The following is a 12,517-nucleotide window of genomic DNA, read 5'->3' as shown; positions in this document are numbered from 1 at the left end:
GGGCACCCCGCGCGCCCTCAGCCGCGAGGGTCGATCATCGACCAGGAGGCGCCACCCGGCCGCCCCAGGAAAGGACCGCCATGAGCGACCACACCGGCAACGACCCCTTCGCCCGCCTGCCCGAGGTGCCGAGCTTCACCGTGACCAGCACCACGATCGACGACGGCGCCGCCTTCGCGCAGCCGCAGTACTCGGGCGCGTTCGGCGTGCCCGGCGGCGAGGACGTCTCGCCCCAGCTGTCGTGGTCGGGTGCCCCCGAGGGCACGAAGGGCTACGCCGTCACGATGTACGACCCCGACGCCCCCACGCAGTCGGGCTTCTGGCACTGGGCCGTCGCGAACGTCCCCGCGTCGGCGACGTCGCTGCCCGAGGGCGCCGGCGACTCCTCCGGGGCCCAGCTGCCGGAGGGCGCGTACCAGCTGCCCAACGACTCGCGGGCTCCTTCGTTCATCGGCGCCGCGCCTCCGGCGGGCCACGGCCAGCACCGCTACTTCGTCGTCGTGCACGCCCTCGACGTCGCCGACATCGAGGTGCCGGCCGACGCGACGCCCGCGTACCTCAACTTCACGATCGCGTCGCACATCCTCGGGCGCGCGGTGCTGGTCGCGACGGCCGAGATCCCCGCGGAGTAGCGCGCGGCGCCCGGCAAACTCCCCGACCCGGACCCCGAAGAACGGCGAACACCCCCGCTCGCGAGCGGGGGTGTTCGCGGTCCTCGAGGGTGCGAGCGATTCGCGCGGGTGCGGGCCACAGGCCCGCGCCGCAGCAGTCCCTACGCGAAGGTGGCCGCGTCGATGACGAAGCGGTACCGCACGTCCGACTTCAGCACGCGGTCGTACGCCTCGTTGATCTGGTCGGCGCTGATGAGCTCCGTCTCGGGCACGATGCCGTGCTCGGCGCAGAAGTCGAGCATCTCCTGGGTCTCGCGGATGCCGCCGATGGCCGAGCCGGCCCAGCTGCGACGCGCGGGGATCAGCGCGAACGCCGGGACCTCGAGCGGCTCCGACGGGGCGCCGACGTTGACGAGCGTGCCGTCGACGGCGAGCAGGCCGAGGTAGGCGCCCATGTCGATCTTGGCCGAGACGGTGTTGACGATGAGGTCGAACGAGTTCGCCAGGTCGGTGAAGGTCTGCTCGTCGCTGGTCGCGTAGTGCGCCTTCGCACCGAAGCGCAGCGAGTCGTCCTTCTTCGAGGTCGTCTGCGACAGCACCGTGACGTCGGCGCCGAGCGCCGCGGCGATCTTGACGCCCATGTGGCCGAGGCCGCCCATGCCGACGATGGCGACCTTGGTGCCCTCGGTCACGCCCCAGTGGTGCAGCGGCGAGTAGAGGGTGATGCCGGCGCAGAGCAGCGGCGCGACCTTGTCGTAGTCGAGCGACTCGGGCACGCGCAGCACGAAGTCCTCCGTGACGACGACGGCCTGCGAGTAGCCGCCCTGGGTGACGGTGCCGTCGATCGGGTCGACGCTCGTGTAGGTGCCGATGTTGCCCTTCGCGCAGTACTGCTCGTCGCCGCGCTGGCAGTACTCGCACTCGCCGCACGAGTTGACCATGCAGCCGACGCCGACGCGGTCGCCGACCTGGTGCTTCGTGACCTCGGAGCCGACCTCCGAGACGGTGCCGACGATCTCGTGGCCGACGACCTGCGGGTACTGGATCTCGCCCCACTCGCCGCGGACGGTGTGGATGTCGCTGTGGCAGATGCCGGCGTAGGCGATGTCGATCATGACGTCCTTGGGGCCGACGTCGCGGCGCTCGATGGTCGTCGCGACGAGGGGCTCGGTGGCGGACGGTGCCGCGTAGGCGTTGACGGTGCGCATGGATGCTCCTGGGTTGGTGGGTGTGTCGGGGAAGGAAGAGAAGACGGGAAGACGAGGAGGCGCGGGTCGGGCCGTCGGGCCCGCCCCCGTCAGAGCCGGGCCGGGAACGCCGACCGGCGTCCCCGGAGGGTCAGCCCGAGGGCGACCGCGCCGAAGACCATCATGACGACGGGGAGCGCGACGGGGCCGATCCCGCCGAGGAGGGCGGCGCCGACGATGCCCGCGGCGAAGATCGCGACGTTGAAGGCGACGGGCAGGAACGCGTTCGCGACGTCCGCGTTCTCGCCGCCCGCCGTGGTGAGGGCGGCCTGCAGCTGCGCCGAGGCCCCGCCGAAGGTGACGCCCCAGAGCACCGCGGCGACGACGACCGCCGCGGCCGAGTCGTGGCCCACGAACAGCACGGCGCCGGCGACGACGAAGAGGGCGACGCTTCCGTGCAGAAGCGGACGGGGGTGCCGGTCGAGCAGTGCTCCCGTCACGACGATGCCGCCGATCGACGAGACGCCGTAGACGAGCAGCGTGACGTCGACGCCGAGGCCCGAGCCGCCGGAGCGGAGCCAGGGCGAGACGTACGTGTAGATCGTGTTGTGCGCGATCATCCAGGTCGCGATCACGGCGAGGATGACGGCGATGCCGCGGATGCGGAAGACCTTGCCGAGCGACAGGCGGGCCGCGGCCGAGGTCGGGGCCGCGTCGGGCACGACGGTGACCACGAGCAGCAGCACGACGACGCCGAGCAGGCTGAGCCCGCCGAACGACCAGCGCCAGTCGAAGGTCGTGCCGAGCCACGAGCCCAGCGGGGTGCCGAAGGCGAAGCCGACGGGAGCGCCCGCGGACACGATCGCGAGCGAGAGGCCGGCGCGGTCGGGCGGGCTGATGCGGCGGCCGTAGGCCGCGAGCATGCCCCAGATCGTGCCCGAGAAGGCCCCGGCGACGAAGCGGGAGACGAGCGCCACGGCGACCGTCGGCGCCAGGGCGGTCAGCACGTTCGCGAGCACCAGCCCGACGAGCGCTGCGGCGAGCAGCCGACGACGGCGCAGCCCGCGCGTCAAGGTGATGGCGGGCACCGTCGCGAGCACGGTGCCGAGGGCGTAGGCGCTGATGAGCAGGCCGACCGTGCCCTGGCCGGTGTCGAGCCCGCGGGCGATCTCGGGAAGGAGGCCGGCGGGCATCGTCTCCATCGCGACGAGGATGAAGCCCGTCGTCGCGAGCACGACGAGCGAGAACAGCGGCAGGCGCGTCGGCGACGCCGGCCCCGCGGGAGGCGCGGTGGCGGTGGGGACGGAGGCGGTGGGCACCGGAGGCGGTCCTTCCAGGGAGCGGGCGGGCGCTGTCGTCGGCGGGACGAGCAGCGGGGAGGTGCTCCACGCTACGGACGGGCGCGCTCGGCAGAGAGGCCCTCTCAGGGCATCCCTCGTCGGGCAGCCCGGGCGTGCACTGTCGTCGCGGGCGCCACCGCCCCGCATCGCCCCGACACGGAAGAAGGACCCCCATGACCGACCAGCCCCGCCAGGTGGGAGGAGGCCGGACGATGTTCGGCGACTTCGCCCCCAAGCTCGCCGAGCTCACCGACGACGTCCTCTTCGCCGACGTGTGGAACCGGCCCGAGCTCTCGGCCCGCGACCGGAGCCTCGTCACGGTCGCCGTGCTGACCGCCGGCGGACACACCGACGAGCTGCGCTTCCACCTCGGTCGCGCCGTCGAGAACGGCGTCGGCCAGGACGAGCTCGTCGAGGCCATCACCCACGTGACGCTCTACGCGGGCTGGCCGAACGGGATGGCAGCGATGGCCGTGGCGAAGGAGGTCCTCGACCAGGCCTGACGACACGACCGAGCCGACTCACGGTTGAGCCAGTCCCCCTCTTCGCACCGAGGGCGGGACCCGCCCCGAGACGCGCGGTCCAGCGGTGCGCGCGGGCCCGGCCGCTGCCGCTACCGCGTCATGCGGTCGAGCGAGAAGGCGACCTCGGCGTACGGCCCGCCCTGCGGCGCCGCCGGGTCGTAGGGCTCGTCGGCACGACGCGTCGACGCGTCGTCCTGCGGCTCGAAGCCGACGGCCCGGCCTGCCTCGAGGTCCCACCAGCGGTCGCGGTTCGCCGAGACCGCGTAGAAGACGGCGTGGTGGGCGTCCGTCGTCATCGCCGCGACGAACGCGCGGACCGCGTCGGCCCGGCTCAGCCACGTGCGCTGCTCCCGGGCCGAGCCGGGCTCGTCGCCGTAGCTGCCGATGCGGACGGCGATCGTGCTGAGCCCGAACTTGTCGGCGTAGAGCTGGCAGAGGGCCTCGCCGGCGACCTTCGAGGCCCCGTAGAAGCCGTCTGGCCGGGTCGGCATCGTCGGGTCGGTCGTCGTCCCGGCGGGGTGCATGCCGGTCACGCGGTTCGTGCTCGCGAAGACGACGCGGGGCACGCCTGCCCGGCGTGCGGCCTCGAGCACGTGGTACGTGCCGACGACGTTCACCGTCGCCAGGTCGTGGAAGTCGGCCTCGTCGGCGATCCCGCCGAGGTGGATGACGCCGTCGGCCCCGGCGACCAGCTCGACGAGCCCCTCGAGGTCGGCGACGTCGGCGGCGACGACCCGGTCGCGCTCCCCGAGCGACGTCGGCTCGCGGAGGTCGGTCGAGACGAGGTCGACGCCCAGCTCGTAGAGGGCGGCACGGAGGGCCGTGCCGACCGTGCCGGCGGCCCCCGTGACGACCCAGAGGGAGCCGGTGGCCGGGGTGGCGGATGCGGGGTGACGGGGCTGGGTCATGGGGTCCTCCTCGGGGGCGGGGCGCGCCTCCGGCGCTCTGGTCCGACGCTAGCGGGCCCCGTCAGAGCGCGTTCGTCACGCCCGCCCACTCGCGGATCTCCGTCGTCGCCTCGCGCCACGGCCGCTGCAGCCGCCCGAAGACCGTCGAGTCGTCGTCGGGCCCGTTCCGCATGAGCCACGTGATCCACACGGTCTCGGGCACGCCGCGGTCACCGTCGAACTGCACCTGGCCCGGGTCCCACACGGCGGTGATGTGGTCTCGCGGCACCCGGCGCGACCACAGCCAGCCGTGGACGTGCAGGGTCGTGTCGTCGAGCACGACGCCGACGCGGTGGTTGCGGACCGCCGCCCGGCCGGGGACGACCGCGAACACGACGCCCGTCGCGACGAGGAACCCGCGGGCCTGCACCTCGGGGTCGAGCGCCGCCGACGCCAGGGCCACGCCGGTGAGCGCGCAGGCGATCCACGCCGCCAGGGCGACGCGACGGGACCATCGGGGAGGCGCGAGGCGGCGTGGCTGCATGACGGTGACGGTACGTCGCGGGGCCGGGTCGCGTCCTACGCCTCGGCCGCGGCCCGTCCGCGGACCGCGTCGACGTGCGCCTGCATGGCCGCCCCCGCCGCGTCGGCGTCGCCCGAGTCGAGGGCCTCGAGGACCGCCCGGTGCTCGCGGATCGCGTGGTCGGCGTCGCTCACGCCCAGCCCGCCGAACATGCGGAACCGCTGGGCCTGCCCGCCGAGCGACTCGAAGGCGCGGTGGAGGAAGGCGTTGTCGGCGTGCTGGGCGATCAGCTGGTGGAAGGTCTCGTCGGCCTCCCAGTACGCGTGGTACTCGGCGAACGTCGGCCCCTTGGGCGCCTCGGCGAGCCGGGTGACGGTCTCCCCGAGGGCCGCGATGAAGCCGTCCGTGCGCCGTGGGGCGGCGAGCCGGGCGACCGCGGGCTCGATCACGCCCCGCGCGTGCATGAGGTCGTCGAGCTCCGCGCCCGTGAGCAACGGCGCCGCCCGGTAGCCCCGCAGCGCGGCACGCGTCACGAGGCCGGTCGACTCGAGGCGGGCGAGGGCCTCCCGGATCGGGGTCTGCGACACGTCGAGGTCGCGGGCCAGCGCGTCGATGTTGAGGGGAGTGCCCGGAGGGAGCGTGTCGTCGAACAACCGGCTCAGGAGCTCGTCGTAGACCCATTCCGACAGCGCCACGCGCTTCGGTCGACGCTGTCCGTCCGTGGCTGGCATCCGCCCAGTGTTCCACATGCTCGCCGTGGTCGTCTTTCCTATAGGCAGGCTCATGGGACCGGCCGGTCCGCCGTGCTCAGGGGACGTGAGGAGGCGCGGACGACCTCGTCGAGGACGCGCGCCACCCCCGCGACGTCGTGGGCCCGCCGTCCGAGGAACAGGCCGTCCACGGCCGGCACCGTCTGGGCCAGCAGTCCCGGTCCGGCGCTGCCGCCGTAGACGAGCCGGGCGGCGTCGACGCCTTCGGGCAGTCCCGCCCGGAGCGCCTCGGCGACGCGCACGACGTGGTCGACCGGCGCGGGCTCCGCCGCGCCGATCGCCCAGACGGGCTCGTGGGCGACGACCAGGGGCCCCCGCCCGGGCGCCGCCGCGGCGACCTGCGCCAGGCACGACGCGGCAGCCTCGGCGGGCCCGACCCGCGCCTCCTCCCCCACGCAGAGCCAGGGGACGAGACCGGCCTCCCGGCTGCGCGCGACCTTCTCCGCGACGACCGCGTCGGTCTCGCCGAGCAGACCGCGGCGCTCGGCGTGGCCGATCTCGACGTAGAGGACGCCGAGGTCGGCGAGCAGCGACGCGACGACCTCGCCGGTCACCGCGCCTCCGGCGAACCGGCTGACGTCCTGGGCCATGACCCGCACTCCCGTGCCGTCGAGCAGCCGGACGGCCGCCTCGAGCAGCGGCGTGGCCGGGGCCACGACGAGCTCGACGGCACCGCTCCGCACCGCGACGTGGCCGCGGGCGAGGTCGGCGAGCTCGCCCAGCCACTCCAGCGTGCGCGCCCGCGACAGGTACGCCTTGGTGCTGATGCCGACGAGCACGCTCAGGGCCGACGGACCGCGCGGCGCCCGGCCACGGCGATGGCCACGTCGAGCGCGCGCTGGCTCGACGTGACGCTCGCGACGCCGGTGCCGGCGATGTCGAACGCGGTGCCGTGCGCGGGCGTCGCGATGACGACGGGCAGGCCGCCCTGCACGGTGACGCCGCCGTCGAAGCCGAGCAGCTTGATCGCGATCTGGCCCTGGTCGTGGTACATCGTCACGATGCCGTCGTAGCGGTCGCGTGCCCCGACGAAGATCGTGTCCGAGGGGAACGGCCCGACCACGTCGACGCCGCCCGCCGCCGCCTCGGCCACGCCGGGGGCGATGACGTCGATCTCCTCACGGCCGAAGATGCCGTTCTCGCCGTTGTGCGGGTTGAGGCCGCAGACGCCGAGTCGGGGGCGCTCGACGCCCGAGTCGCGCAGCAGCTCGTCGAGGAGGCGCACGGCGTCGACCACGCCCTGGGTCGTGATGCGGTCGGCGACGTCGCGGATGCCGATGTGCGACGTGACCCGCGCCGTCCAGAGGCCCGGGATGATGTTGATCTCGCTCGTCACGCCCTCGCTTCGGAGCTCCTTCGCGAACCAGCGCAGCTCGTCCTCCTCGGTCATGCCGCCGAGGTGCAGGCTCGTCTTGTTGAGGGGCGTGAAGACGATGGCGCCGACCTCGCCCGCGTTGGCCAGGTCGATGGCCCGCCGCAGCTGGTGCAGGGCCCGCTCCCCCGCCTCCTTGCTGACCTGGCGCGGCGGGATGGGCTCGGCCGGTGCCGACCCGTCGTCGAGCAGGGTCGCGAAGCCGGGCCGCGGCTCGTCGCTCAGCGGGATCGTGACGTCGATCACCGCGGCCGCGGCGTCGAGCTCGGCACGGTCGGCGAGCACGAAGATCGCGGCCGCCTCGAGGTTGGCGGGGTCGGAGAGCAGGCGGGCCGCGAGCTCGGGGCCGACGCCGGCGGGGTCGCCGAGGGTCAGGGCGATGCGGGGCCGGGGCGCGACACCGTCGGCGGTCGGGGCCTCGTCATGACGGTCGGAGGTGGAGGTGGAGGCGGGGGTGCTGACGGTCATGCTGCGGGTCCTTCCGGGGATTCCTCGTACGAGCTGATGGCGTCGACCTTGGCGGCCGAGGCGCTGGTGGGGTCGAAGCGGTGGTCGAGCCACTCCGAGGCGAGACGGCGGGCGAGCTCGATGCCGACGACGCGCTGCCCGAAGCAGAGCACCTGTGCGTCGTTGGAGAGCACGGCACGCTCGACCGAGAAGCCGTCGTGCGCCGTCACCGCGCGGACGCCGGGCACCTTGTTGGCGGCGATCGCCACCCCGAGACCGGTGCCGCAGACCAGCAGCGCGCGGTCGGCACGGCCGTCGGCGACCATCCGGGCGGCCTCGACCGCGACGTGCGGGTAGGCGGTGTGCCCGTCGGGGCCGACGCCGACGTCGACCACGCTCGCGACCCGGTCGTCGCCCTCGAGGTCGGCGCGCAGGCGCTCCTTGTACTCGTAGCCGGCGTCGTCGCAGCCGACGACGATCCTCAACGGTTCGTTCACGGGTCAGGCCTCCTGGCGGATCGGGGTGGGGTCGGGGTCGACGGTCGGGCCCGCAGCGCGGTCCTCGCGGGTCTCGCGGGTCTCGCGGGTCTCGCGGGTCTCGCGGGCGACGACGCCCGCGATGCGCGAGAACGACACGGCGCCCGCGTCGGGGTGGCCGAGGCTCTTCTCGGCCAGGGGCCGCGCACGGCCGAGGCGGGGCCGGAGGCGTGCGGTCGCGTCCGCCGCCTCGGTCGCTGCCGCGGCGGCCCGCGTCCAGGCCTCCGGCAGGGCGAGCCCGTCGTCGGCGGCGCGGCGCAGCGCGTCGACCAGCGGCACGAAGGCGTCGACAAGGGTCTTGTCGCCGACCTCGGCACCGCCGAGGCGCTGGATCGCCTCGAGGCCCGCCCCGGCGGCGCGGGCCGAGGCCCGCGGGTCGCGCAGGTCGGGCTCCGCGGCCAGGGCGGCGCCGGCGCTGGTGAGGCACACGCCCCACAACGCGCCCGAGGTGCCGCCGGCGTGCTCCGCCCAGCCCTCGCCGGCCTCGGCGAGGACCGTCGAGACGCCGGCACCTCGCTCGACGGCCGACCGGGCCGACGTCAGGGCCGCGGTGACGCCGCGGGCCATGCCGATGCCGTGGTCGCCGTCGCCGGCCACCGCGTCGAGGCGGCCGAACTCCTCCTCGGAGGCGACGATCATCTCGGCGACCCGCTCGAGGCCCGCGAGCAGCGGCCGGCCGGCGTCGACGTGGCGCGGGTCGTCGACCGCGGCCACCGAGGGCACCGCCTCGAGGTCGGGACGGTCGCGCGCGTCGCCGCCCCGCGCCTCCACTGCTCCCTTGCGGAACGCGGGGCTCCATGCCGGGCTGCCCCAGAGCTGCTCGAGCTCGTCGTCGACCCAGAAGAAGGTGGCCGAGACGCCCGACATGTCGAGGCTCGTGACGAGCTCGCCGACCTCGGGCTGCACGATCGTGACGCCGGCCTCGCCGAGCAGGCGCGCGACGTGGCCGTAGAGCACGAAGAGCTCCTCGTACTTGTAGGTGCCGAGGCCGTTGAGCAGCACGACGACCCGGTCGCCCGCGCCCTCAGGGGCCTCGGCGAGCAGCGAGCCGACGAGCAGCTCGGCCAGCTCGCGGGCCGACGGCAGGTCGGCCTCGCCGACGCCGGGCTCGCCGTGGATGCCGAGGCCGATCGACATGCGCCCCTCGGGCACGGTGAAGAGCGGCTCCGTCGCGCCCGGCAGCGTGCAGCCGGAGAACGCGACGCCGAACGAGCGGGTGCGGTCGTTGGCCCGACGCCCGAGCTCCTCGACGCGGTCGAGGTCGTGGCCGGCCTCGGCCGCGGCGCCCAGCACCTTGAAGACCGTCAGGTCGCCGGCGATGCCCCGGCGCTTCGCGATCTCGTCGCGCCCTCCGCTGGCGATGTCGTCGGTGACGGCGACGACGCGCACGTCGACCCCCTCGGCCCGGAGGCGCTCGGCAGCCTGGCCGAAGTTGAGCACGTCCCCGGCGTAGTTGCCGAACGACAGCACGACCCCGCCGCCGCGTTGGACGGCCCGCGACACGCGGCAGACCTGGCCCGCGGACGGCGAGGCGAAGATGTTGCCGTAGGCGACCCCGGCTGCGAGGCCGGGGCCGACGAGGCCGGCGAAGGCCGGGTAGTGGCCGGAGCCCCCGCCGACGACGACGGCGACCTGGCCGTCGGCCAGCGGGTCGCGCCGCACCACGCCGCCGTCCACGCGGCGCAGCGAGTCGTGGGCCGCCGTGAAGCCGTCCAGGGCCTCGTCGGCGAAGGTGGTCGCGTCGTACTCGAGGATGGTCACGACACCATCTCCTCTCTCGGGTCGGTGACGGCGGAGGCGACCAGCGCCTCCTGCTCGTCGAGGACGGCCATGCGCTCGGCGCTGGGCAGCACGCGGCGCAGGTAGTCCCGGTTCAGGGCGGCGACGGAGAGCCCGTCGCCGCCGTAGTGCTCGCAGACGAAGGTCCCGCGGAAGCCGGCCTCGACGGCGTCGCGCACGGCGTGCCGGTAGTTGATGAGGCCGAGCTCGAGGGGGGCCGGCAGGGCCGTGTAGGTGCCGGTGGCCGGGTCCTCGTCGCGGTGGTAGTTCTTCACGTGCCAGTAGTTCGCGTGCGGCAGGGTCGCGGCGAGGGTCTCCCGCCAGTCGTCGATCGGCCGGTGCAGGCGCACGAGGTTGCCGACGTCGGGATTGAGGCCGACGTTGTCGAGCCCCACCTCCGTGACGAGCCGGACCGAGCTCTCGGCGGTGCCGAGGTAGGTGTCCTCGTACATCTCGAGGGTCAGGTCGAGGCCGAGCTGGGCGGCGTGCCGGCCGAGCTCCGTCACGCGGTCGACGGCCAGGCGCCAGTTCTCGGGGTCGTCGGGCGCGTCGACCGCGCCCTGCGCCGTCCAGAACCAGAGCCGTGCGCGCTGCTCGGGAGTGAGCGGCCGGTGGAAGCCGATCGACACGACGTCGGCTCCCAGCCGGGCCGCGGCCTCGAGGGTGCGGTGGCTGTAGGCCAGGTTCTCCGTGCCGGCGTCCGGGTCGATCACGCTCGACCGGACGACGCAGACGCTCGTGAGGTCGACGTGCGCGGCACGGCCGGCCGCCGCCAGCTCGTCGAGCCGACGACCGGGCAGGTCACCGACCCGCAGCCAGTTGTCGTTGATCTCGACGAGGTCGAACCCGGCCTCGCGGATCTCGTCGAACGAGGCCTGCCAGGCCCCCGGCTCGGCGTCGAGGGTGCTCATGCCGTCGCGGTCGACGGCGGGGAACTGCAGCATCGCGGCGGCGATGGGCCAGTCGGCGCGGGAGGGGCTCATCGGCCGGCCTCGTCACGCTCGTGCTCGCGGGCCTCCGCGGCGTCGGAGCCGGGGCCGGCCGTCGCGGAGCCACGGGGGCCGCGACGGACCGCGAACCGGGCCGCGAGCTTCGGGCCGACCATGAGCAGCACGGCGAAGAGCAGGATGCCGACGCTGATGGGGCTCTGCAGCAGCACGAGGAAGCTGCCCTGGCCGATCGCCGAGGTCTGCACGAGCGCCTTCTCGAACAGCGGGCCGAGCACGAGGCCCAGCACGAGGGGCGCCATCGGCAGGTCGAGCTCCTTCATGACCCAGCCGACCACCCCGAAGATCAGCACGAGCACCACGCTGAACATGTTGTTGCTGACCGAGTACGCGCCGACGAAGCTCGTCAGCAGGATGATCGGGTACAGGTAGCCGTAGGGGATCCGCAGCATCTGGGCGAACACCGGCGCGAGCGGCAGGTTGAGCACCAGCAGCATGACGTTGCCGATGAAGAACGAGACGAGCAGGCCCCAGATCAGCGTCGGCTGCGTCTCGAAGAGTCGCGGACCCGGCTGGAGGCCGTAGACGGTGAAGGCGCCGAGCAGCACGGCGGTCGTGCCGCCGCCCGGGATGCCGAGCGCGAGCGTCGGCACGAAGTTCGCGTTCGCCGCGGCGTTGTTCGCGCTCTCGGGGGCGGCGACGCCCTCGATCGCGCCCTTGCCGAACATCGCCTTGCGGGGCGAGACCCGCTTCTCGATGCCGTAGGCCATGAACGAGGCGAGGGTCGAGCCCGCGCCCGGCAGGATGCCCAGCACGAACCCGATGCCGCTGCCCCGGAGGATCGGACCGGCGCTCCGCTTGAGCTCGCCGCGGCTGATGACCATGTCGCGGAAGCGCGTGCGGATCGGGGCGTCGGCCCCGCGCCGGATCTGGTGCAGCACCTCGCCGACGGCGAAGAGGCCGATCATCACCTCGATGAAGGGGATGCCGCTCAGCAGGTTGATGCTGCCGAAGGTGAAGCGGGCGTCGCTGAAGCCGGTGGCGACGCCCACCGTGGAGATGAGCAGGCCCGCGGCGGCCATCATCAGCCCGCGCGACAGCGAGCCGCCGGCGAAGCTGACGACGATGACGAGGCCCAGGATCATGATCGCCAGGTTCTGGACCGGGCCGAAGTTGAGGGCCAGGTCGGCGAGCGGCGGGGCGAGCCACATGAGCAGGGCGAGCGAGATGATCGCCGCGACGAAGGAGCCGATGGCGCTGATGGCGAGGGCCGAGCCGGCCTTGCCGTTCTTCGCCATCTGGTAGCCGTCGAGCGTGGTGACCACGCTCGCGGCCTCTCCCGGCGTCGAGATCAGGACGCTGGTGATCGTCCCGCCGTACTGCGCGCCGTAGTAGATGCCGGCGAGCATGATCAGCGCGGTGACGGGCTCGAGGGTGAGGGTCAGGGGGATGAGGATGGCGACGCCGGTGGTGGAGCCGAGGCCGGGCATGAGCCCGATCACGGTGCCCAGCAGCACGCCGATGAAGCACCACAGCAGGTTCTCGGGCGTGAACGCCGTCGAGAAGCCGAGGACGAGGTTGTCGATCATGAGGG

At 73.9% G+C, this 12,517-nt stretch carries 13 protein-coding genes; 2 read left to right on the top strand and 11 right to left on the bottom strand.

Annotated elements, in window-relative coordinates; all coding sequences use genetic code 11:
- Nucleotides 1-80: 80 nt before the first annotated feature.
- The gene (locus EDF38_RS02230; RefSeq protein WP_123353759.1) at nt 81-632 is read left to right on the top strand and encodes a YbhB/YbcL family Raf kinase inhibitor-like protein; all 552 of its coding nucleotides are present in this window, start codon (nt 81-83) and stop codon (nt 630-632) included.
- A 140-nt stretch (nt 633-772) separates the two neighbouring features.
- Here EDF38_RS02230 and EDF38_RS02225 read toward each other — a convergent pair whose 3' ends face one another.
- Both EDF38_RS02225 and EDF38_RS02220 read right to left on the bottom strand, forming a co-directional pair.
- Complete coding sequence (locus EDF38_RS02225) at nt 773-1,819, bottom strand: NAD(P)-dependent alcohol dehydrogenase (protein ID WP_123353758.1); 1,047 nt, start codon at nt 1,817-1,819, stop codon at nt 773-775.
- An 89-nt stretch (nt 1,820-1,908) separates the two neighbouring features.
- The gene (locus tag EDF38_RS02220) at nt 1,909-3,117 is read right to left on the bottom strand and encodes an MFS transporter (RefSeq protein ID WP_233572141.1); all 1,209 of its coding nucleotides are present in this window, start codon (nt 3,115-3,117) and stop codon (nt 1,909-1,911) included.
- Nucleotides 3,118-3,311: 194 nt separating this feature from the next.
- Here EDF38_RS02220 and EDF38_RS02215 point away from each other — a divergent pair, with 194 nt between their 5' ends.
- Nucleotides 3,312-3,641, top strand: coding sequence for a carboxymuconolactone decarboxylase family protein (locus EDF38_RS02215; RefSeq protein ID WP_123353756.1), 330 nt, complete (start codon nt 3,312-3,314; stop codon nt 3,639-3,641).
- 110 nt (nt 3,642-3,751) lie between these two features.
- On the opposite strand, the gene EDF38_RS02210 is transcribed toward EDF38_RS02215, so the two are convergent.
- The 9 genes from EDF38_RS02210 to EDF38_RS02170 form a co-directional block, all read right to left on the bottom strand.
- Nucleotides 3,752-4,570 carry an NAD(P)-dependent oxidoreductase gene (locus tag EDF38_RS02210; RefSeq protein ID WP_123353755.1) on the bottom strand — a complete coding sequence of 273 codons (819 nt, stop codon included), beginning with the start codon at nt 4,568-4,570 and terminating at the stop codon, nt 3,752-3,754.
- A gap of 61 nt (nt 4,571-4,631) precedes the next feature.
- A complete protein-coding gene (locus EDF38_RS02205; protein ID WP_123353754.1) occupies nt 4,632-5,093 on the bottom strand; it encodes a hypothetical protein in 462 nt (153 codons plus the stop codon).
- A gap of 35 nt (nt 5,094-5,128) precedes the next feature.
- Nucleotides 5,129-5,803 carry a GntR family transcriptional regulator gene (locus EDF38_RS02200; RefSeq protein ID WP_123353753.1) on the bottom strand — a complete coding sequence of 225 codons (675 nt, stop codon included), beginning with the start codon at nt 5,801-5,803 and terminating at the stop codon, nt 5,129-5,131.
- 50 nt (nt 5,804-5,853) lie between these two features.
- Entirely contained in the window at nt 5,854-6,621 is a 768-nt protein-coding gene (locus EDF38_RS02195) for a triose-phosphate isomerase family protein (RefSeq protein ID WP_233572140.1), read from the bottom strand.
- Between the two features lie 2 nt (nt 6,622-6,623).
- Complete coding sequence (locus EDF38_RS02190) at nt 6,624-7,682, bottom strand: 4-hydroxythreonine-4-phosphate dehydrogenase PdxA (RefSeq protein WP_123353751.1); 1,059 nt, start codon at nt 7,680-7,682, stop codon at nt 6,624-6,626.
- Nucleotides 7,679-8,158 carry a ribose-5-phosphate isomerase gene (locus EDF38_RS02185; RefSeq protein ID WP_123353750.1) on the bottom strand — a complete coding sequence of 160 codons (480 nt, stop codon included), beginning with the start codon at nt 8,156-8,158 and terminating at the stop codon, nt 7,679-7,681. Before EDF38_RS02185 ends, EDF38_RS02190 begins: the two co-directional genes overlap by 4 nt.
- A 3-nt stretch (nt 8,159-8,161) precedes the next feature.
- On the bottom strand, nt 8,162-9,958 hold the full coding sequence (locus EDF38_RS02180; protein WP_123353749.1) for a dihydroxyacetone kinase family protein: 1,797 nt from the start codon (nt 9,956-9,958) through the stop codon (nt 8,162-8,164).
- Nucleotides 9,955-10,959: a sugar phosphate isomerase/epimerase gene (locus EDF38_RS02175; protein ID WP_123353748.1), complete on the bottom strand. Its 1,005-nt coding sequence runs from the start codon at nt 10,957-10,959 to the stop codon at nt 9,955-9,957. The genes EDF38_RS02180 and EDF38_RS02175 overlap by 4 nt, the downstream gene beginning before the upstream one ends.
- Complete coding sequence (locus EDF38_RS02170; RefSeq protein ID WP_123353747.1) at nt 10,956-12,512, bottom strand: tripartite tricarboxylate transporter permease; 1,557 nt, start codon at nt 12,510-12,512, stop codon at nt 10,956-10,958. The genes EDF38_RS02175 and EDF38_RS02170 overlap by 4 nt, the downstream gene beginning before the upstream one ends.
- Nucleotides 12,513-12,517: the final 5 nt, after the last annotated feature.

Source organism: Frigoribacterium sp. PhB160, assembly GCF_003751785.1.
Classification (GTDB): Bacteria; Actinomycetota; Actinomycetes; order Actinomycetales; family Microbacteriaceae; genus Frigoribacterium.
Note: the sequence above shows the minus strand (reverse complement) of the source record. Positions and strands in the feature narration are given on the sequence as shown.

What these genes read in the sequence shown, in the direction of transcription:
- EDF38_RS02170 (WP_123353747.1), bottom strand. Translation starts at nt 12,512, where the DNA reads ATGATCGACAACCTCGTCCTCGGCTTCTCGACGGCGTTCACGCCCGAG.
- EDF38_RS02210 (WP_123353755.1), bottom strand. Translation starts at nt 4,570, where the DNA reads ATGACCCAGCCCCGTCACCCCGCATCCGCCACCCCGGCCACCGGCTCC.
- EDF38_RS02230 (WP_123353759.1), top strand. Translation starts at nt 81, where the DNA reads ATGAGCGACCACACCGGCAACGACCCCTTCGCCCGCCTGCCCGAGGTG.
- EDF38_RS02215 (WP_123353756.1), top strand. Translation starts at nt 3,312, where the DNA reads ATGACCGACCAGCCCCGCCAGGTGGGAGGAGGCCGGACGATGTTCGGC.
- EDF38_RS02205 (WP_123353754.1), bottom strand. Translation starts at nt 5,093, where the DNA reads ATGCAGCCACGCCGCCTCGCGCCTCCCCGATGGTCCCGTCGCGTCGCC.
- EDF38_RS02225 (WP_123353758.1), bottom strand. Translation starts at nt 1,819, where the DNA reads ATGCGCACCGTCAACGCCTACGCGGCACCGTCCGCCACCGAGCCCCTC.
- EDF38_RS02190 (WP_123353751.1), bottom strand. Translation starts at nt 7,682, where the DNA reads ATGACCGTCAGCACCCCCGCCTCCACCTCCACCTCCGACCGTCATGAC.
- EDF38_RS02200 (WP_123353753.1), bottom strand. Translation starts at nt 5,803, where the DNA reads ATGCCAGCCACGGACGGACAGCGTCGACCGAAGCGCGTGGCGCTGTCG.
- EDF38_RS02175 (WP_123353748.1), bottom strand. Translation starts at nt 10,959, where the DNA reads ATGAGCCCCTCCCGCGCCGACTGGCCCATCGCCGCCGCGATGCTGCAG.